Source organism: Liquorilactobacillus mali KCTC 3596 = DSM 20444 (genome assembly GCF_000260415.1).
In the GTDB taxonomy this organism is placed as follows: domain Bacteria; phylum Bacillota; class Bacilli; order Lactobacillales; family Lactobacillaceae; genus Liquorilactobacillus; species Liquorilactobacillus mali.
In genome coordinates, this window is the sequence record NZ_BACP01000058.1 from 38506 (window position 1) to 58138 (window position 19633).

Below are 19633 nucleotides of genomic sequence, written 5' to 3' on the forward strand. Positions count from 1 at the left end.
AAATTATGGAATTAATGTAGGATACTGATTATAATTTCGCAACACTCGGTTTATGTAATTATACATAATAAAGCTGTAATAACAATATTTATTCATTATTAATTAGTATAAATAAAAAAAGATGGCTTTTATTTTATTTTCCATCTTTTTTAGTTCATATTTAATTTTAATCTTAGATTAATCTTTGCCTAATGTTATTTTTTTGAACTTTATGATATTTTCTTTATACATTTTACTCTTACCATCTAAAAAAATGTATTAACAGGCCATCACATCATCACATAAATCATCTAACTCGCAGTTAAGTTCTACCTAATTCGTTTTTCATCACTGACAATTTCGACTTTAATCCTATCTGGATCTTCAAAAAATAACGTATACACGTCGTTACCACTTGCATGAGGGTAGCGTTCCCCATACAGCTCGTTATATCCGCGCTCATGGATCTCTTGACGAATCAAGTCAACAATCTGAGAAGATTCAACGTAAAAAGCTAAGTGATTTAGTCCTATGGCTGTCCTATTATATTTTGGCTCAACCCTCTCAGTCTGCACAAAAACAATATAGGTCCCGTCAAAACGAAAACTTACACCGTCTTCCCATTCTTGAAATAGTTGGTAATTGAGTTTATCAACTAACAACCATTCCCAAAAATTTCGTGTTTCTTTTAAGTTTCCCACATATAATTCGATATGACTGATCGTACCTGTTTTTTTCAAAATTTGAATACCCCTAATATTAATTGATAATACTAGCCTAACATATTTAGTATTTCTAAAAAATATCTATTAATTATTCTTATACTATCAGGGGTTCTCTGTAAGTTTTTCTTCTATCAAATGAGCTTTTATACTAAGATAACAGCTTTATTCATCCAAAATTTCAATAATTATTAAAAATTAATTCTTCTCTCTTGAAATTGACTATATTTTTAATTTTAAACGTTGCATATGAATGTGGCTTTATTATCGTTCCTTCATCAAGGTTATTTTCGAAAATATCAACTCTCGTCACTTTATTATCAATTTTACCTTCAACATCAATGATTTTATTTGAATCATTCAAAATTCTAATTAGATATCTTTTTTTCTCCTTGGATGGATAGAGTGCCGATACCACTAACTTCTGGTCAATTGCCAACAATGATAGATTCCTCGGTATTTGATAATTAATTTCTGTTGGCCAGATTTTATTATCCAAGCGATTTATAAATAGATTTAATGTCTGCTTCTGATAGCCAACACTTTGATCAAAAGACTTATTTATTTCTCTTGAAAGTAAATTATGCGACTCGTCTATTTTATTCAATTTCATCCCGATGAAAAACTCCCAATTTCCTTTTTCCTGTGCCATTGGCGTCGACATCATAATGTGACCTTCATTTGTAGTATCTCCTGATGCTCTTCCAGGTCTCCAAGCCAAATTTGGTTTTCCCAACTGTCCGGTTGTAGCTAATAAGGTTATATAAAGATACTTATTATCAAACTCAAACTCCTTTAATCCTCTGGGAAAGAAACTAAGAGAGTTATTATTACCATTAACATTAAGCAGCTTATCAAAATTATATATATTTACAGGTTTTTCATCAAATTTGTCTTTCCAATCCTTGGGAATTCTTTCATTTGTGACATCAACTATCCCACCTTGTATTCCGGCCTTAACTCCAAAAATTTTTCTATTTGGATTTATTCTCAATCGTAGTCGATGCGATTCAATATTATTATCAAAAATCAATTTAAAAGAAATTTCCTGAGAAATTTTATTTAATGATATCACAAGCTTATAGACAAATTTTTTATTATCGTCTCCATTGACTCTATCCACTAAATTTTCCGGTAGCAGCTTTTCGCCATTTATTATTAGATTTTCAAATATATCACTGTGATGGGTTACACTACAATTACTAAAAGGTAAAACTTGCTCTTTCTCACCCTCAATGGGAGAGTAATCATAAGTATCTCCATCATTACCGGACTCCAGCAACGAAATAAAGTCTTCGATGACCTCGGTACCATTGGTAAAGCTTACTTTTCCATCATTAAATTCAAATTTAATATTCTTTGTTGAAATATAATTACTTTCTTGAGGTATATAAGGTTCGCCTTGGTCTGATATATCATGGAACTTTATTACTGTATATCCTAAAGGATCGAGCTGTACCTTAATTGTACATGTCAGTGAAAAATACTCGGGTTCATCAAAATATTCTCTTCCCTTTTCGGTCATTTTTAAAACATGTTTTCTTATAGGATAATGTTTATCAACTGTTACTGACTGATATTCAACATTCTCAAACTTAATATTTTTTGAACGAGCCATAATACTTACCTTCTTAAACCCATTAAATTTCTGCGGTGTAGTATTAAATAAAAGTAGTTCATTCTTATTAAGATTCAGCGAATCTCCAATTTTCTTTTTGATCAAATTTTCAATTCCATCCGCTAACTCATTTGCTTCTTTAAATCTATGCATAATATCTTCTGCAACATTGTCAGAGACACTTCCACCTAATGAATCATGTGCCTGTGACTCCAATAACTTTTTCCATAATAACGTAAGCATCCCTTTACCAATTTCAATGCCCGCACTTTCAGCTATAATCATAAGCGGTTCAACACGTTTTAAAATTTTTTGTTCAATTTCAAAATTTTGCTTTTTTATTGATTGTCTTACTGAGCCAATAGTCCTGTGAATTCTTGAATATGTCGGTAATCGTAACTCACCACTGTAGTCAGGTAACGCCTTTTTTCTTAAAATATTTATAAATTCCTGATAAGTACTAATTTCCGTCTCATATTTACTTCTTTCGTTAATATTTCTTACAGTTTCTGCGATATTATGGACAATATTCATCTGGTCAATCCCCGATGGAATTAAAACGTCAGAATTATTACCATGTTCTTCTAAAAATTTGATATTAGGATCATATCTATCACTGATAAAACTAAGCATTTTTTCCTTGGCATCTAGTCCAATTTGTCCTGTAAAATATCCAAAGGGAAAATTGGCAGCGATTATTGAATCTTGTCCCAATGCTCGCCACTTGAAATAAGGTGAGGAAACCTGAGTATTAAAATTAGTCCCTCTCCAAAAAAGAATACTATCTATTCCAACTTGATTTAATAGCATCGGCATCTGTGCGTTAAATCCAAATGTATCAGGTAGATACCCTACCATCATCGCTTTTCCATATTTTTCAGTAGCTTCACTTATACCAATATAAAGATTTCGTAAAATAGATTCAGCATCAGGAATCAATGCATCAGTTTGAGTGTACCATGGTCCTACAAACAGCCTATCTTCCTTCACCAATTTACGTATTCTTTCTAAATTCTCAGGATGAGTATCTACATATTCATCAAGAATAGATGTCTGCCCATCAAGACAAAAATTGGCTTCTGGATGTGTTTCAAGTTCATCAAGTATCTCAGTAAAAACTTGATCTGCTAGAACTTGTGAATCCATTACTGTAAAATACCACTCTCTATCCCAATGTGTATGATTTACAAGATATGCTTTTACCAATTTACTGCCTCCTTATTATTCTTCAGATTCAATACTACTTTTCGTAAATTTTTTCAATAAATTAGTCAAAATTGCCACTGTGAAAACACCAACCAAAATTGCAATAGTATAGAGTATCCAATTAGAAGAAAATGGGATTGCCATAACTGTGGAGAGTGCTGTTTTTTGGTATGTTCCAAAAAATCCATTAACTGCACATCCTAACGAAGTACCTACAATAATACTTGGGATCACTCTAACTGGATCAGCAACTGCAAATGGAATTGTTCCCTCTGTAATACCTACAATTCCCATTACTAATGCAGATCTTCCACTTTCAATTTCTTGCTCGGAATACAATTTTTTACCACCTAATAAAGTTGCAACAAACATTCCAAGTGGAGGTATTCCAATTGCCATCAACATAGCAGTACTTGCTTGATATCCGCCTGAGGTGAATGCAGCCATACCAAAGGCATAAGCAATTTTATTGATTGGGCCACCCATATCTACGGCCATCATTGCACCCAGAATTCCCGCCATTAATACAGCATTTGCTCCACTCATTCCTTTAAGCCAAGCAGTTAAGAAGGTTGTCATCGCTTGAATAGGTGTACCTATCACATATATCAGCAAAAGGCCAATTATGAGTGTTGCCAAAAATGGGATAATAATTAACGACTTAACAGATTGTAAATTTGCTGGCATTGGTATCTTTTTTAACCATTTGGCACTATAACCAACCAAAATACCTACTAACATACCTCCTAAAAAGCCTGTCCCCATATTCGAAGCAATCAATCCAACTATAAACGCTGGGGCCAACCCCGGACGATCAGCAATCGCAAAAGCAATATATGCTGCAATCATCGGAACAATGAAAGTTAATCCAGTCTGTCCCAATAACCTAAGATTCCCCCAAATAGTAGATGTCTCGTTCCAAACACTATTTCCACCAAAGATAACTGCAATTGATGTCAATAATCCTGCGGCTGTAACTAGTGGAATCATGTATGAAACACCAGTTTGAAAATATGCTGCTAATTTCTTCATTTCTCCTTTAAATCCACTCATCTTCATTCTCCTTTCGCTAATTTAATAGCATCTTGTATAGTTGCTTTCCCATCCTTAACAACCTTAGATGTGCCAACCTCTAAAATCTTTTTTTCATTAAATCTATCTTCATTTTGGACTGTCGTGTCTACTGCAAAAATAACTACGTCAGCTTCATCAATTTCTGCTTGAGTCAATTCATTTTCAATGCCCATCGCCCCTTGCGTTTCAATTTTAATTTCACAATTCTCTTTTTTGGCAAACTTTTTTAAATTAGCTGCTGCCATATACGTGTGCGCGATTCCTGCTATACATGCCGTTATTCCAACTATTTTCATCTTTCATTTCCCCTTTTTTGTAATATTTTTAATATATTCTCTTTTGAATCAGCTTTCTTTATAGCTTCTACGAAATCATCATCCATCAGTTCGCCCGACAAAGTTGCCAACATTTTTAGATGTTCGTTCCCCTTATCTTCTGGTGAAACTGCCATTAGAAAAATATTTTTCACTTTAGACCCATCTAGTGAGTTCCACTCAATTCCTTCTTCATTTCTTGCAAACATCATCGTTGTCTGAATAACGTGTGTACTTTTACCGTGTGGAATAGCCAATTCGTTACCAATCCCTGTTGTTGAAGCTTTTTCTCTTTCTAACACATCATTTTGGAAGGCCAAAACATCATCAATATATCCATTTTTCTTCAATACCGTTGCAAGTTTTTGAATTGCATCTGACTGATTTAAAGCTCCTAAATTTAGAACTATATTTTTCTCAGAAATAAATTCACCTATCTTGTCATTCATTCTCACTACCCTCTTTTTCTCTTGATTCCAGTTCATATATAACTTGTGACTTTGTTGTAGCCTTAACGATTTTTTTTATTTTTGTCTTGTTTGTGACGATCTCATTCAATACTTCATAAAAATCATTGATAAACGGTTTAGCATCATCCGTCAGAAACAGAAAAAATAAAATGTTAACTTTTTCACGTCCCTTATAAATGCCCTTTGGAGAAATAAAAACAAAAACAGCTGATTGATTAATATGCTCCTTAGTGGCATGTGGCAATCCTACTTCATCATAAAAAGTCGAAGATATTTCTTCTCGCTCCAAAATGGATTTCTTTAAATCTGCCTTTGAAATCTTGCTGTTTTCAGCAATTTTGCTTACCTCCGTAACAGCATCTTCAAAGGTGACACGTTCATTTTTTATAATAATATTGTTAAAGTTAATTAAATTTCTCATTCTAAATCTTTTGTTTCTATGCGATATCTTTCTCAAACCATTTTTTATTTCTCCAACTGCACTAATATCTAAAAAAGGTGTTACAACAATCAGCGGTACATCTCGTTCAATTGTGTTAATCGTTGCAATAACCAGGTCAGCTTTTTTTACTTCATCTTTACTTAGGTTCTGATATTCATTGTTTGATAACACTTTTAAAACTTCTAATTGATTAGGAAAATTTTGTAAAATTCGCTGTTTAAGCAATTGTGCTGTGCCCAATCCTGAACTACAGACAAGATACACACTAAAAATTGACTTTTCTCTTTCAAAATATGCCTGAAAGTGCAATGCAATATACGAAACCTCATCATCATCAAATCTGACATCGTATTTCCCATGAATAGTATTGCTTAGTTTTAGAGCCTCTTCATAAGCCCTGACAAAATTCTTCTTAACTTCATCCTTCAAGGGATTTCTAATACTCAATCCTAAATTGATTCTTTTAATTGCAGGTGTTAAGTGCAGCACTAGCCCATTCAATAAATCTTGGTCATAATCCTCAATATTTTTCTCCAAAAATTCAGATAGTTCAGAATTATAATTTGTACTAATTTCTTCATTCATCCCTGCTTTTACTGAACGAATATGAATATCCAAGTAGTACTTTTCAGCTATTGGTATTTTTATTTTGAATTCATTTTCTAACTTTTGGACTAAATAAAGTGTCTCTTTATTGATAATTCCCTCTGTTTCAAAATTTCGAAACTCATTTTTTTCACTGATTCTCGATAAAGAGATGGCAAGATGAATTATTAATGACTCCTTTTCATAATCTGTAAATTTCAGTTTTGAATCTGCTATAAATTCATCAGTAATTTTAATTATTTTTTCCAACAAGCTTTTTTCAATGATATTAGCTAATACTTCTTCATCAACAGCTAACTCGTCATTTTGTGTATTCCAAAACTTATATAATAAATCTGCTGCAAATTTTCTTTTTTGTTTGGAAGTTCCATCCATCACCAACCCTTCATGACCCATAGTCTTAATTGCTATTCCATACCGATTGAGTGTTGGTTTAGCTTTTTGAATTTTTGATTCAATTGATGCCCTACTTGAAAAAAGTGAATCAGCTAAATCTTGAATCTTCAAAGGGTGGCTAGAAAATGTTAATTTTGATAATAATGACAGTGTGACTTCATCATTTTCAAAATACATTTTTTTAATATTCTTATCTGCTTTGCATCACCTCTTACCTGTATTCCAATTCCCCTTTTTCTTATTAATTCGACATTATATTCGTCCAGAAATTCTTCAATGTGGTTTAAATGGTTAGCAATTGTTTTTCTAGAATATCCTGTACTCTCAGATATATTCTGATAATGGATGGTTCCTTGTTTCAGAAGTAGTTTCAAAATTTCTTGATCTTTTGTATCTAAGTTTTTATTCCCTAACATTGAATATCAACTCCCTTTGAATACGTTTTCATTATATTGTATTAAATTGGTCCTTCATACTTATAAAAGTGAACTATCATTAGTGCACTTAAAATTACTTTTTACTTATCCTTTTCTGTATATTATTCAATATTCAGAAATAGAACAGTCTGAAATCAAAAAACTGACTAATTCTAGTAAGGGGCTGTAACAAAACAAATGTTTTGTGGCAGCCCCTTACAAATTACATATATTTAAATTTTTTTATTATTATGATTATCATTCTGGGTACTTCAAACTAATTAAATTAAAATCTCGCTAATCAAACATTTTTTCTAAATACTTTCTAATCTTCAAATACAAAATTTCCTTAATATTCTGATATTCGAAAAACATAAAATACCAATTCTGCATAATATGAAACCATGTAGATAAACAATAAAACGCTGGCAAGTCACCCTTACTTTTAATATATTTTTCCCATAACTCATTGTCATATTCTTCAATAAAGGATACTAAGTCCCATTCCTCAATATTTCTGGATGAAACACCTTGAAAAAATGCATACGCAATTCGTTGTTCTTCTTCATTAATAAATGGATGATCAAGTTTAGCTATGATACACCGAACTATATCAAATATAGGCTTGGTATTTTCCATATGAAAGGCATCATGTGAGATTGCAGAACCTAGAAAATCACTACCATGGGCAATCGCATGTGCCCAGCCTTTTTCTGGAACATATCCACGAAAATCATTTTCTTTTTTCAAATTATCAATTGCACTTTTGAAAATAAGCACTCGCTGTTTATCAGTGAAAAGGCGTGTTTCTTCATCAACGTCCAATAAGATACTACCCAATAATGCACTAAATGAACGTAAAAAGACACGATCATCCTCTTCTCCATCAATCTCTGTAAATATTCCCAGCTTATTTATAAAATCAGTGATAATCATCTGTTGCTGTTTTGCTGTGAATGCTTTTTCTTCAAAGCCTCTTGCAAATAAACTATAAATCAATTTATCTCTTAATTCGGAATCCACGTTACCAAGATTGTCCATCATATAAGTAACAGTTGAATCCCTAAAGTTTAGGCTTCCCTCTGGCAATTTCAGTAGTTTCTTCAGTTCTTGTTTCAAAAAAATCCCCCACAATTTATCAAAATTTTAATTCCTGATGCTTTCAATAACTGTTACTTTACTGCTACTTACCTCCTCTGGTTTAGTATTTGTATTAATTATATCCTACTATAAAAGATATTATTGAATTAATATAACATTGTATCTTTTTATCCATTGGTTAGAACTAACAATTATTTTCACTTTCTCCTTTTTAAGATTACTAGTTGACTTAAAATTCAGTAACACTTATACTATCAAAAAGAAAGCATGATAATTGAACGTTGAAGGAAAGAGTAATCGAGCTGATTAGATGTACAGCGACTGCCAACAGTGAGAGGGCAGGGTCTAAGACTTGATGAAGATGAATCTGGAGTTTTGCTAAGGTGCGAGCTGTCAGTGCGTTTTGACTCGATATCGTCTATAACATAATATATTATTGTGTTAATGAGGCTACGAAACCATTGTTTTCGCAGTAAATTTTGGGTGGTACCACGTTTAGACGTCCCTGCATTAGGTTGCAGGGGCTTTTTTATTTGTAAATATATTATAATGAAAAAGGAGAAATTTTATGACAAGAATTAGGTTTCATAAGATTATTGCATGGTTAGTTTTCTGGCGTGGCAGTTCTAGGGGAAGCAAGGCCATGCAGAATTAGTAGCTCTCTATAAAAATGAATTTTATTAAGAAATTGGGGATGAACAATAAATGAATTCTAGAAAAATCGCTATCACAACTATCTTTGCTAGTTTATTTTTATTACTTACGGCGTGTGGTAAGCAGACTAGTAGCACACAGAAACAAGTTCTAAATCTCAGCGCTACCGCTCCACTGAGTACAATTGATATCTCAAAGTCAACAGGATTTGGTCAAACTGGAAATGTCTTTGAAAGTTTTTATCGTTTGGGTAAAAATGGTTCTACAACAGCTGGTTTAGCAAAATCCAGCAGTGTTTCAAAGGACGGGAAAACATGGACATTCAAAATCAGAAAAGCATATTGGAGCAACGGTGATCGCATAACTGCACAAGATTTTGTTTACTCATGGCGTAGAACGATAAATCCTAAGACAAAATCACCCTATTCATACTTATTTAGTGGTATCAAGAATGCTAATGCAATTATTGCTGGTAAAAAATCTGCCAATCAAATCGGTATTAGTGCGCCCGACAAACAAACTGTTGTTATCAAACTCGACAAAGCAATTTCTTATTTTAAAGTTTTGATGGCTTATCCATTATTCGGACCGCAAAATCAGAAAGTTGTAGAAAAATATGGGAGCAAGTATGGAACTCGTTCACAGTATATGGTTTACTCAGGTCCATTCACAATCAAGTCATGGACAGGAACAGGTAACAAATGGAAATTCGTAAAAAATACTCATTATTGGGATAAGAAAGTTGTTAAGTTGCAGCAAATTAACTATACTGTCGTAGAAAATCCTACGACTGGGCATGAACTGTATCAGCAAGACAAATTGGATATGACACCTTTGTCTAACCAACAAGTTAAAAACTATCAGAGTTCATCGCAGTTTAAGTCTTATCCATACTCTTACATCTCATATATCGCATATAACTTCAAAGACAAAGATGCTGATAAACGTAAGGCCCTGAATAACCGTTATATTCGCTTGGCAATGTCCCTAGCAATTAATCGCCAAGTTCTTACTAAGAAAGTACTGGGGGATGGTTCTTATATCCCAACCGGTTTTGTAGCATCTGGATTAGCTGCAGATCCAAAAACTGGTGAAGACTTTGCAAAACAACAGGCAGTTAAAAACACTGTAACTTATAATGAAAAGCTGGCAAAAAAATATTGGAAAAAAGGCTTGCAAGAAACTGGTCTGAAGAGCTTGAAGCTGACATTGCTTTCTTCTAATGATGACAGCAGTAGTAGTGTAGTTTCACAATACTTACAGTCTCAATATGCCAAAGTTCTACCTGGCTTATCAATAACAATTCGCAGTGTTCCAAGTAACAATGCTTCACAAAATGCAAAAGATGGCGACTTTGACCTGTACTTGTCTGGTTGGGGCGGTGATTTCAATGATCCTATCACATTCCTCCAAATTCCATTAACTGGAACTTCTTATAACTATGGTGGGTATTCAAGCGCCCAGTATGATGCTTTAATAGAAAAAGCACAAAATGAGGACGCTAATGATGCCAATAAGCGTTGGAGTGATTTGGTCGCTGCAGCTAAAATATTCAATGCTGATCAAGGCGTAACACCTGTCTACCAACAGGTTACATCATATTTACAGAAATCTGATGTTAAGGGAATTATTCATAATACTGCTGGAACACAGTGGAATTATAAGTATACGTATATTAAGTAATGATTATAAAAAGATAAAATGTACAATAAACAGAGCTATGCCATAGAAAATATTATGGTATAGCTCTGTTTTGTACAAAAATTAAGATTATGTTTGTATTTGCATCTTCTAGCTAAAATTTTGAAATTACACTTTTTCATCTACTTAAAACTATAAAGTATATATATACTTTATTGACTTACAAAAGTCTGTATGTTATTTTTAAACAGTAATAATTACTATTTAAAAATTAGGAGTGATCATCTTGCGTACAAATATTATTTTAGAATGTAAAGAAACTAAGGAACGACTCTATCTTACAAGTAAGAACAAGCGTAATACTCCCGAAGCACTCAAGCTTATGAAGTACTCGCCACGTCTCAAGCAACGTGCACTTTTCGTTGAAGTAAGAAAATAAAGGAGATACTTATGTCAAATAAAACTGATCTATCAACAGCTTACCGTATGCTCAAAAGTCCTAATATCAAAACTAGAAAGCGCGCGCTAAAGATTTTGCACGATTCTCGTAAAAATAAAATAAAAAAGTAATTAATACTTAATAGTGACTATTGCATTTACCCTATTATTCGTATAATGCCCTCTTTTAAAATTTGGTATAATGGATTCCAGTACTTTATGTATTGGAGGACACTATGAAAAACAGGAATCTACAATTATTAATTCCCGCTGATATTAGCGAGAAACTGAGTCTTAAAGGCGACGATAAAGCCATACTCAGTGTTCGCAACAATAAATTGATTGTCGAATTTCAAGAAAATCAATCACATACTGCTAAGAATTCTTTTATTTGGCCAATTATTATTGCATTGATTACAAGCATTGTCTTTTACATTTACTGCATTGTACAAAATATCAGGTTTATTAAATTAGTTGGCAATTCTTCATTAGCAACTGCCATTATCATATTAGGTGCAATTATTGGTACAATTCTTTTCACCTTTTTCTTTATCATTGATCGCAAGAATCCGCATAATGAGTTTGCAAAAAATGTTTATTGGCGTAATTTTCCTGTTATCGTAATTTCTTTTGCTCTAATTCTTGCACTCTGCTTAGTTAGTGCTATGTGGTTACTTGGAGTTTTATTCAAAGGTGCAATGTTTGACAATTTCACTGCCAGTATTATTCTTTTTGTATTCTGCACCATCATTAATCTTTTTATGATCCACTTTGCATTAATAATTGACGGCAATGTACTCTCAACGGTCTTAACGCTTGTAATCATCAGTGGAGTTGCAATTTCAATGGCAGTCAATAATCGGCGTTACTGGTGGCAGCATAACCTCAGCTTTTTGGGAACTAATCAGGCTTCAAGCGGGTGGCAATTCAATGCAACTCTTATCCTGTCTGCATTTTTGATGCTAGCATTGATTGATTATTTATTTGTAAGCTTGCATAATATTTATGCCCATACTTGGAAGCTCTGGCTCTTGCGCGTCCTATTGACAATGGTTGCGATTAATCTTGCTTTGGTAGGAGTCTTCCCTAATGATGCTTCTTTCCACAATTTGCATGATCATGTAGCCTTTTTCCTGATTTACTTTGTACTGATATTAATTATTGGTATTCGCTGGCTATTACCCGCCATAACAAAAGAGTTTATATTCCTCTCATATGCTGTCGGAATTTCGCTTATAGTCTCAGAACTTTTATTCAGCGTTGTCGGATATTTTTCCTTAACAGCATTTGAAATTATCTCTTTCATGCTTTCGTTTGGTTGGCTATTATTAGTATTTAACTATATTGAAGGATTAATAGATAATGATATTCAAAGTTACATTCATCTTGAATAACTGACTTTAAATATTTTTTAATAATTGAAAAAAGGTCGGATCAAAATTTAACTTTTGGCCCGACTCTTTTATTTGTTCCTAATAAACATGTTCCATAATTTTTTTCATTCATTATTATTCTCCACTACTAAATTAATAATTTGTAAATTCTATGCTCATTGTTTCTGCATCAATTGTCGCATCCGCTCCTAGTGGTGTAGTCATCATTGGAACTGTATGTGAGCTATCATAATCATAAATAATTGGTATTTGCTTGTCGCCTAACACTTCTTGCAAAATATCAATTGGTTTCATACTGGTTCCTTCGCCATCAAAAAGTGCATGCTTTCCGAGAATAATTCCCTTGATGTTATCAAAAACACCTGCAAGCTTGAGCATCGCAAAATTCTTCTCAACAGTTGAAGCATCTTTTTCAGCATCTTCAATCAATAAAATATCATTTGCAGTCAATTTTGGGAAATACTCAGAGGCAATAAAACCATACATTGTGTTGAGATTTCTCCCTATAATTCTACCTTTTAGGGTCGACTCATTGGTATAGTGCCACTTATTAACAACTGTATTTTTCTCATGTTCAAAATCTTCCCAATCAAGTTTCTCATCTGTCCAATAAAGAGGAGCTTTAGTAATAATACTTTCTCCATATTTTGAATTAACCACTTTTTCAAAATAATTCCATGTTTCTTCAACAAGAGGTTCCCATTCACCAAATGAAGAAACAACGGCTGGTCCATACAAAATACGACATTCTGGAGCTTTAGTCTTCACTGCTAATAATAATGCTGTAGTATCTGAATAACCAACAAAGATCTTAGGATGCTTTTTTAGATACTCATAATCAATATATGGCAAAACTGAGTTTGTATTTGTTCCTCCAATAGTTGACATGATGATGTTAACTTCAGGATTATGTATTAACTCATTGATTTCCTGGGCACGTTCAAGAATCGTACCAGAACGATACCTATCAATTTTACCAGTAAGACTTCCAGTGGTCAGTTTAACCCCTTTGCTTTTCAAGAATTTCAGAGCACGCTCAAATCTTTTAGGTGCTAAAACAGTGATCGGTGTCGAACTTGTATAGAATCCGATATTCATGATATTAACCTCCTATAAAGAAATAACTCTACTCTCGTGTACCTCATTATAACTTAATTAATATTCTTCTCCTTGCTGAAGTGAAATGCCATCAACCATTGCTGCTAATTCAGTATTACTATACAAGCTACCTTTTTTGACTGTTAGAGCCACTGGCAAGGTATTAGTTCCCAATAAATCAACTATTTTCTGAATTTTGCTATCCGTAGGACTAACTATTCCATTTTTTGAAACTCTGTACAATACCAGATTACGGTTGCTATTTTGCTTTTCCAAACTTTCCCTGGGGCTGGGTCAAAAGTGAAATTTAAACCTAACTCCGCTACTTATTCCGGATAAACGTGTTCCATAAGTCAAAATTTTCCGTCTAACCTCGAATCACTCATAGCAAATTACTCGCTATGTTCGTAATTTCTTGTTGGTACTCAAATTTTACCGATTTATGTCACACTCGCTTCTATTTCTTTGCTATTCTTAGATTCTTCAACTACAACTATGTATATAATATCTACCATTTTACAAGTTCCTCACGCCCATTATATTCCACACTAATTTAAAATTTAATCGTTTTTTTTGTTCACCGCAAAAAAACTGATATTAGGTCGATTAACCCGCAAATTCTTGCGTATCTCTATTCATAATTACTATTATATATTAGAATAATAGTAATGTAAGAGATAAAATTTTTCAAGTAATTACAATATTGGCTTAAATTACCACCCTTTAAAATGCTTTATATTTGAGAATAAATTGTGTACCAATAAAAAACTTTTCAATACCTCTATAAATAAGGAGACCATATTAGAAATTATGAAACCTAAAACTTATCCTAGTAGACGAACACGTTCACAACACACATATGATTTCTACAAAGAACGCCGGAATGATCCCACATGGCGTGACGATTATCTCAGAGTCAGATCTATCCGCCAACGCACAATTATTGTTGAGGTTACAATTGGAATTATTATTGTTTTTGTGGGTATCTTTGTTTTTAATGAGTTACAAAAACAGACCACCCATGACTCAAATAACCGTGTTGCAGACTCCACCAGTTCCTCGCAAACGACTGTCCAAAACAGCAGTTCAAGTGCCAGCTCTAAAATAGCAAAAAGCAAGACTGATTCAACCAGTACGGTCAAGCAATCAACTACCATTAGTAACTTTTCGCGCTACAACAAGTATTCTGGAAAATACATAGGCTATGCCAATTCATACACTTTAGACTTTAAAAAGGGAACATTAACTTCAGATGATACGAATCAATCACAAGTTTATTACTTTAAACAAGTTATCCTGCATCCCGATGATAGCTTAGTTATTAACGTTCAAAGCACAACTACGCAGGAGGCTCCAAGTTATTTGAGTATCCTTTTAGCTCCTGCAAATAAAAAAATTACAGAAAACTGGCAAACAGGTGCCAGCCTGGAAGATAATACCGATGACTCAACAAATCGGTTTAGTCTGGCTACCTCTAATAATAATGGCAAAACTTACAACATGAGCCCAGCATATAACGCATTTTCCGAGAATGATACCTCGGGTTCAAGTAACACTTCTAGTTATTCAACAATTTTTGCTACTACAAATTAATCAGGCACTTTATCTGATTCAGATTTTCAAAAGAAAATGTAACATGAGTTGTACAATGTGGATACTAATACGAAATTACTAACATATCGTGCACTTTGCTATGGGTAATTCAAGATTAAATTGAAAATTTTGGCTTATGGTACATATTTATCTGAAATAAATAGAGGAGTTGGTTCAAAATATATTTTTCCACAATCAAGTCTCCTTTTTTAGTAAGTAGCTCATAAGCTGTTCTTGTCCTTTTCTTCCTCTGATAATTAACAGGTGACTCTGCTTGGTACTATTAGCCAAAATCAATTCAGACATCTGCTTCTCATCGTAAGAGGCGATAAATTTCAAGAACTCCCAATATTCTCGGTCAAAATGTTCTTTGAACTGCGCGGGCATCTCTGGCCGGGTTTTTTTATTTAATCTAAACAATATTGAACGCTTAATAACCCGCCAAACTGCTTTAAACTTATTTATCTTCAACCATATGATAAGGTCTGCTTGTTTAAGACGTAAATCAATTGTTGACCGGTAATTACCCTCAATAACCCAATTCTTTTGTTCCATAAAATTAATCTGTTCTTCAACAAACCATTTTTTTGCCTTGGATGAATAATCTGTTTGATGCCATAAACTGTCGAGTTGCAATAAAGGATAACTCAGATTCGCTGCAATTTTCTTAGCTAGTGTTGATTTACCACTCCCACAGTTCCCAATAATTATTATTTTCATTGAACCCTCCCTATTGTACTTTTATTGACTTCCATTTTTTTTATTGTAAACTATCTTGATAACCACAGCAAAAAAGCAGGGTCTCCAACAAAAAAGTATTTGTTCGAGTTCCTGCTCTTTTAATTTATTTAGTTTGTTGCTACTGTACTCCAAAAATTCTTTGCAATTTCTTGTCCTTGTGTAATCTTAGCCCACTGCTGTGAAATTGTCAGCTCATTGCCTGAATCGCATGATGCGAAACCACATTGATGTGAAATAAATAAGCGGTCTTTTGGAATAATCTGACTGGCTTTGTCTAATAAACGATAAACACGTTTCTCATCATCCAAAGTATTAGTCTTACTTGAAAGCAATCCTAAAACGACCTCAACATTTGGTTTATTACGTAATACTTCAAGTGCTGAAAGATCACCAGCACGGTCATCATCCCATTCTAAGAAGAAACGGTCGTAATGTTGATCACGTAAGAATTTTTCGGCAATTGCCTTATATGAACCACCTGCGGCATGACGACTCTCGTAATTACCACGACAATTATGCGTCCAGACCTTCAAGCCCAACTCATGACCATAATCAACCACTGCATTATTAATTGCGACAAATTCGTCCGCCAAATCTTCTAATCCTTTTGTTCCATCAGCGAAAAAACTGCTCTCGTTATCATCCGCAAAAAGTTCCCATAAGCAATCATCAAATTGGACGATCTCACCACCTGCTGCCTTGTAATCATCCAAGAATTCTTTATAAGCCTTGATTACCCCCTCTTTTAACTCATCTTTTGTTTTATAAACTTGATCTTCACCAAAGAGACCATCAAAAACTGTTAGTTCGGTAACCGCGTGTGCTGCTCCCCATACAGTGGTCTTAACTGTTCTTCCCTGTGCTTGTTTTTTGATTTCTTTGAAAATATCAACAAAATGATGGTTCTTACCTGATAATGGTCCAGTAATCTTAATGCCAATATCCTTGCGTGTTTCAAATGTACCGCCATCATGATCTTTAAATGTATAGCCATGGTCTGCAATGTATCGTTCAATTCCCTTGAATCCCCATAGAAAATCAAGATGCCACATTGATTTTGAGTACTCACCATCAGTGATTACACTCAAATTATGTTCTATTTGAGATTGAATAATCTTACTGATTGCCTTGGATTCTGTTTCCTTGTAACCTGGCAAGTCACTATAAAATGGATACTTTATATCATCACGATGCTCGATCTCATTCTTATATTCAAGTAATTCTGGTGTGCGTAGCAGTGAACCTACTAACTGAAATTTATCAACTGTCATTTGTTCATTCCTCCTGTTTTTTCTTTTCATTGGATATAGTGTAACAAAGATATTCATTGTTAGATAATACTTGTTTATTTAGTGATATAATAGGCAATACCTATAACCCAAGGAGGAAAACGATGAGAATCCAACAACTACATTATCTTGAAAAAATAGCTGAAACTGGTTCAATGAACGAAGCAGCTAAACAACTCTTCATTAGCCAGCCCTCACTCTCACAAGCAATGAAGGAGCTCGAAAAAGAATATAAGATTCAACTTTTTTACCGTAGTAAATTAGGAATCACCTTAACCGCTGAAGGACGCGAATTCATCAACTATTCACGTAGTATCTTGGATCAAGTCAACTTGTTAAATGAACGCTTCGGTAAGGAGGCAGTTCGTAAACAAATCTTCAGTGTTTCTGGCCAGCACTATGCCTTTGTCGTGCACGCTTTTGTTGAACTAGTTAAAAAACTCGGTGAAGATGAGTATAATTTCACACTACGCGAAACACAGACTGAAAATGTTTTAAATGATATTCAGACCTTTAGAAGCGAGTTAGGTGTAATCTACCTGAATAACTTCAATAAAACAGTCTTACTGCGTTTAATTTCTGAAAAAAATCTTGAATTTATTCCATTATTCATTGCTTACCCCCATGTATTCGTCGGACGTGACAATCCTTTGACAAATAAAAAAAGGATCACACTTGCTGATCTCGAAGACTACACTTATCTTTCCTACGAGCAAGGCGATACCAATTCATTTTATTTCTCAGAAGAAATTCTCAGCACATTACAACACAAAAAATGGATTCAAATCAGTGATCGTGCGACAATTTTTAATCTAATGGTTGGGCTCAACGGATATACAATCAGTTCAGGCATCATCAGTAGTGAACTCAATGATGAAAAAATTGTCGCAATTCCACTCGATGTTCCTGATAGAATGACTCTTGGTTACCTTAAACATAAGAAGATTGAACTTAGTGACACCGCTAAAGATTATTTAGATTTACTTAAACAGCATATTCGTGGATACGGTTTTGGGATTATTGGAGAATAAATAAGTGTTTTCATTTAACATTTTTCTTATATTTTAAAAAAACTATGCTAATCAGTGAAACACAAAGTTTGTAATATAGCTACTTAGTTTTTAAAACTCCAAAATGCCGTACAATAAATGGTGCCTTTATCGGCTTTAATTCGGTCCAAGTATTTCCTCGACCTGTCTTTTTCGTATAGTGGATACCATTGTAAATAGTCTGTCCTTTTTTATTAAATTTATAGGTATCTACATAAAGTCTTATAGTATTGCCACTAAAAATTGCTTCTGGTCCTTCAGAGCCATCATATCCCTTAAGATTTACGTTTAGTGTTACAGATTTATAAGGCCCCAGATAATTATCAGAAGTAGCCATTGTTAACTTATTCGTTGTAACATCCTCATTCTTGTAAAAAAGAACATATTTCCCATCGTGATATGTCAAGTTTCCATCAATCATGTTATTGGGCAAATTATTTCCAGTTATACCCTGCCAATTATTTAGGATACGACCAGTTTTTTGGTTAAAGTCAGATACATAAAGATGAAATTTGCCAGTAACTGTAGACTTTCCAGCCATAATTATATGATATTTTCCCTTGGCATCCTTGAAAAATTCAGGAGCCCACTCAAAATGGTTGACAAAAATCTTCGAATGAGGCCATTTTATCTTTTCCCACTGTTTAAAATTCTTTGTTCGTACTATCCCCTTGGTATAGACAATGTACCAATAATCAGCTATTTTAATAATACTTGGATCACGGACATTCAATCTTGGATAGCTAACATGTAATTTTTTCCAGTTAATACCATTCTCTGAATAGATCAGTCTCAAACTGTCTTTTCCTGTTTTCTTACCATTATACGTTCGTGCAGTATTATAAGGATCACTTTGAAATCCATTTTTAGCTGTAACTGTCATTGGTTGGAAAGTTGCTGCAACGTATTTTGCCTTGTTAAAACTAGCAATTTCCTTTTTATAATTTTTTGATGTGAATTTTAGAGTTATCTTCTGATTCGTAGTATGAAAAAAAATAAATGATTTAGTTGGCTTATATCCGGGAACCTTCTTTTCAAGTCGCCCACTACTTAATAACGTGTATGGAACACCATAGTACTTTCTTGCTTTTACTAGCAATTTTGTTCCATTTTCATCCACAAAATTAACAGTAATAGTTGTTTTCTTAGCTACACTCAAATATATACAAATAGCACTAATAACTATAAGAATTCCAATTCCAATTTTCTTAAACAATCCTTGATTCCTCCAATATTGACAAATTCACATATTTTTATTAGCAATAGTTATTAAAAATTAACTATATTATTATCAATGCTATCTCAGTTTCTTTTGATATTATTATACAACTTTATAGTTTCCATTAAAATTATTGCTTGCCTAAAAAATTTTGTACTAGTTGAGAATGAAAA

The 19633-nt window shown here is 33.5% G+C and carries 19 protein-coding genes; 6 read left to right on the plus strand and 13 right to left on the minus strand.

What is annotated here, in order from left to right:
- Window positions 1-308: 308 nt before the first annotated feature.
- The 8 genes from GSM_RS10410 to GSM_RS10445 all read right to left on the minus strand — a co-directional run bounded on the left by GSM_RS10410 (window position 309) and on the right by GSM_RS10445 (window position 8362).
- On the minus strand, window positions 309-719 hold the full coding sequence (locus GSM_RS10410; RefSeq protein WP_003688438.1) for a VOC family protein: 411 nt from the start codon (window positions 717-719) through the stop codon (window positions 309-311).
- 163 nt (window positions 720-882) lie between these two features.
- The gene (locus tag GSM_RS10415; RefSeq protein ID WP_003688437.1) at window positions 883-3525 is read right to left on the minus strand and encodes a glycoside hydrolase family 38 N-terminal domain-containing protein; all 2643 of its coding nucleotides are present in this window, start codon (window positions 3523-3525) and stop codon (window positions 883-885) included.
- Between the two features lie 15 nt (window positions 3526-3540).
- Window positions 3541-4578 carry a PTS fructose transporter subunit IIC gene (locus GSM_RS10420; RefSeq protein ID WP_003688436.1) on the minus strand — a complete coding sequence of 346 codons (1038 nt, stop codon included), beginning with the start codon at window positions 4576-4578 and terminating at the stop codon, window positions 3541-3543.
- A gap of 2 nt (window positions 4579-4580) precedes the next feature.
- Window positions 4581-4895: a PTS fructose transporter subunit IIB gene (locus tag GSM_RS10425; protein ID WP_003688435.1), complete on the minus strand. Its 315-nt coding sequence runs from the start codon at window positions 4893-4895 to the stop codon at window positions 4581-4583.
- The gene (locus GSM_RS10430) at window positions 4892-5362 is read right to left on the minus strand and encodes a PTS sugar transporter subunit IIA (protein WP_003688434.1); all 471 of its coding nucleotides are present in this window, start codon (window positions 5360-5362) and stop codon (window positions 4892-4894) included. Before GSM_RS10430 ends, GSM_RS10425 begins: the two co-directional genes overlap by 4 nt.
- The gene (locus GSM_RS10435; protein WP_003688433.1) at window positions 5355-7004 is read right to left on the minus strand and encodes a BglG family transcription antiterminator; all 1650 of its coding nucleotides are present in this window, start codon (window positions 7002-7004) and stop codon (window positions 5355-5357) included. The genes GSM_RS10430 and GSM_RS10435 overlap by 8 nt, the downstream gene beginning before the upstream one ends.
- A complete protein-coding gene (locus tag GSM_RS10440; RefSeq protein WP_003688432.1) occupies window positions 6956-7243 on the minus strand; it encodes a helix-turn-helix domain-containing protein in 288 nt (95 codons plus the stop codon). The genes GSM_RS10435 and GSM_RS10440 overlap by 49 nt, the downstream gene beginning before the upstream one ends.
- A gap of 297 nt (window positions 7244-7540) precedes the next feature.
- Entirely contained in the window at window positions 7541-8362 is an 822-nt protein-coding gene (locus tag GSM_RS10445) for a DUF2785 domain-containing protein (RefSeq protein ID WP_003688431.1), read from the minus strand.
- 687 nt (window positions 8363-9049) lie between these two features.
- On the opposite strand from GSM_RS10445, the gene GSM_RS10455 reads away from it, so the two are divergent.
- The 4 genes from GSM_RS10455 to GSM_RS10470 all read left to right on the plus strand — a co-directional run bounded on the left by GSM_RS10455 (window position 9050) and on the right by GSM_RS10470 (window position 12471).
- A complete protein-coding gene (locus GSM_RS10455) occupies window positions 9050-10681 on the plus strand; it encodes a peptide ABC transporter substrate-binding protein (protein ID WP_003688430.1) in 1632 nt (543 codons plus the stop codon).
- A 244-nt stretch (window positions 10682-10925) separates the two neighbouring features.
- Entirely contained in the window at window positions 10926-11078 is a 153-nt protein-coding gene (rpmG, locus tag GSM_RS10460; RefSeq protein WP_003688429.1) for a 50S ribosomal protein L33, read from the plus strand.
- 11 nt (window positions 11079-11089) lie between these two features.
- Window positions 11090-11209: a putative metal homeostasis protein gene (locus GSM_RS15220; RefSeq protein WP_162097659.1), complete on the plus strand. Its 120-nt coding sequence runs from the start codon at window positions 11090-11092 to the stop codon at window positions 11207-11209.
- Between the two features lie 104 nt (window positions 11210-11313).
- Window positions 11314-12471 (plus strand): DUF998 domain-containing protein, encoded by a 1158-nt coding sequence (locus tag GSM_RS10470; RefSeq protein WP_003688428.1) that lies wholly within the window; start codon window positions 11314-11316, stop codon window positions 12469-12471.
- A gap of 132 nt (window positions 12472-12603) precedes the next feature.
- Here the strand turns inward: GSM_RS10470 and GSM_RS10475 are convergent, their stop codons facing one another.
- Both GSM_RS10475 and GSM_RS10480 read right to left on the minus strand, forming a co-directional pair.
- A complete protein-coding gene (locus tag GSM_RS10475) occupies window positions 12604-13569 on the minus strand; it encodes a S66 family peptidase (protein WP_003688427.1) in 966 nt (321 codons plus the stop codon).
- A 57-nt stretch (window positions 13570-13626) separates the two neighbouring features.
- Window positions 13627-13845 (minus strand): hypothetical protein, encoded by a 219-nt coding sequence (locus tag GSM_RS10480; RefSeq protein WP_003688426.1) that lies wholly within the window; start codon window positions 13843-13845, stop codon window positions 13627-13629.
- A gap of 534 nt (window positions 13846-14379) precedes the next feature.
- On the opposite strand from GSM_RS10480, the gene GSM_RS10485 reads away from it, so the two are divergent.
- A complete protein-coding gene (locus GSM_RS10485; protein WP_003688425.1) occupies window positions 14380-15162 on the plus strand; it encodes a hypothetical protein in 783 nt (260 codons plus the stop codon).
- A gap of 195 nt (window positions 15163-15357) precedes the next feature.
- On the opposite strand, the gene GSM_RS10490 is transcribed toward GSM_RS10485, so the two are convergent.
- Both GSM_RS10490 and GSM_RS10495 read right to left on the minus strand, forming a co-directional pair.
- Window positions 15358-15882: a P-loop NTPase family protein gene (locus GSM_RS10490; protein ID WP_003688424.1), complete on the minus strand. Its 525-nt coding sequence runs from the start codon at window positions 15880-15882 to the stop codon at window positions 15358-15360.
- A 128-nt stretch (window positions 15883-16010) separates the two neighbouring features.
- The gene (locus GSM_RS10495) at window positions 16011-17174 is read right to left on the minus strand and encodes a cobalamin-independent methionine synthase II family protein (RefSeq protein WP_003688423.1); all 1164 of its coding nucleotides are present in this window, start codon (window positions 17172-17174) and stop codon (window positions 16011-16013) included.
- 122 nt (window positions 17175-17296) lie between these two features.
- On the opposite strand from GSM_RS10495, the gene GSM_RS10500 reads away from it, so the two are divergent.
- Window positions 17297-18223 (plus strand): LysR family transcriptional regulator, encoded by a 927-nt coding sequence (locus tag GSM_RS10500; protein WP_003688422.1) that lies wholly within the window; start codon window positions 17297-17299, stop codon window positions 18221-18223.
- Window positions 18224-18302: 79 nt separating this feature from the next.
- Here the strand turns inward: GSM_RS10500 and GSM_RS10505 are convergent, their stop codons facing one another.
- A complete protein-coding gene (locus GSM_RS10505; RefSeq protein WP_003688421.1) occupies window positions 18303-19457 on the minus strand; it encodes a glycoside hydrolase family protein in 1155 nt (384 codons plus the stop codon).
- Window positions 19458-19633: the final 176 nt, after the last annotated feature.

Coding starts and splice junctions, on each gene's coding strand:
- GSM_RS10420 (WP_003688436.1), bottom strand. CDS start 4,578: ATGAGTGGATTTAAAGGAGAAATGAAGAAATTAGCAGCATATTTTCAA.
- GSM_RS10425 (WP_003688435.1), bottom strand. CDS start 4,895: ATGAAAATAGTTGGAATAACGGCATGTATAGCAGGAATCGCGCACACG.
- GSM_RS10430 (WP_003688434.1), bottom strand. CDS start 5,362: ATGAATGACAAGATAGGTGAATTTATTTCTGAGAAAAATATAGTTCTA.
- GSM_RS10435 (WP_003688433.1), bottom strand. CDS start 7,004: ATGTATTTTGAAAATGATGAAGTCACACTGTCATTATTATCAAAATTA.
- GSM_RS10440 (WP_003688432.1), bottom strand. CDS start 7,243: ATGTTAGGGAATAAAAACTTAGATACAAAAGATCAAGAAATTTTGAAA.
- GSM_RS10455 (WP_003688430.1), top strand. CDS start 9,050: ATGAATTCTAGAAAAATCGCTATCACAACTATCTTTGCTAGTTTATTT.
- GSM_RS15220 (WP_162097659.1), top strand. CDS start 11,090: ATGTCAAATAAAACTGATCTATCAACAGCTTACCGTATGCTCAAAAGT.
- GSM_RS10470 (WP_003688428.1), top strand. CDS start 11,314: ATGAAAAACAGGAATCTACAATTATTAATTCCCGCTGATATTAGCGAG.
- GSM_RS10475 (WP_003688427.1), bottom strand. CDS start 13,569: ATGAATATCGGATTCTATACAAGTTCGACACCGATCACTGTTTTAGCA.
- GSM_RS10485 (WP_003688425.1), top strand. CDS start 14,380: ATGAAACCTAAAACTTATCCTAGTAGACGAACACGTTCACAACACACA.
- GSM_RS10490 (WP_003688424.1), bottom strand. CDS start 15,882: ATGAAAATAATAATTATTGGGAACTGTGGGAGTGGTAAATCAACACTA.
- GSM_RS10495 (WP_003688423.1), bottom strand. CDS start 17,174: ATGACAGTTGATAAATTTCAGTTAGTAGGTTCACTGCTACGCACACCA.
- GSM_RS10500 (WP_003688422.1), top strand. CDS start 17,297: ATGAGAATCCAACAACTACATTATCTTGAAAAAATAGCTGAAACTGGT.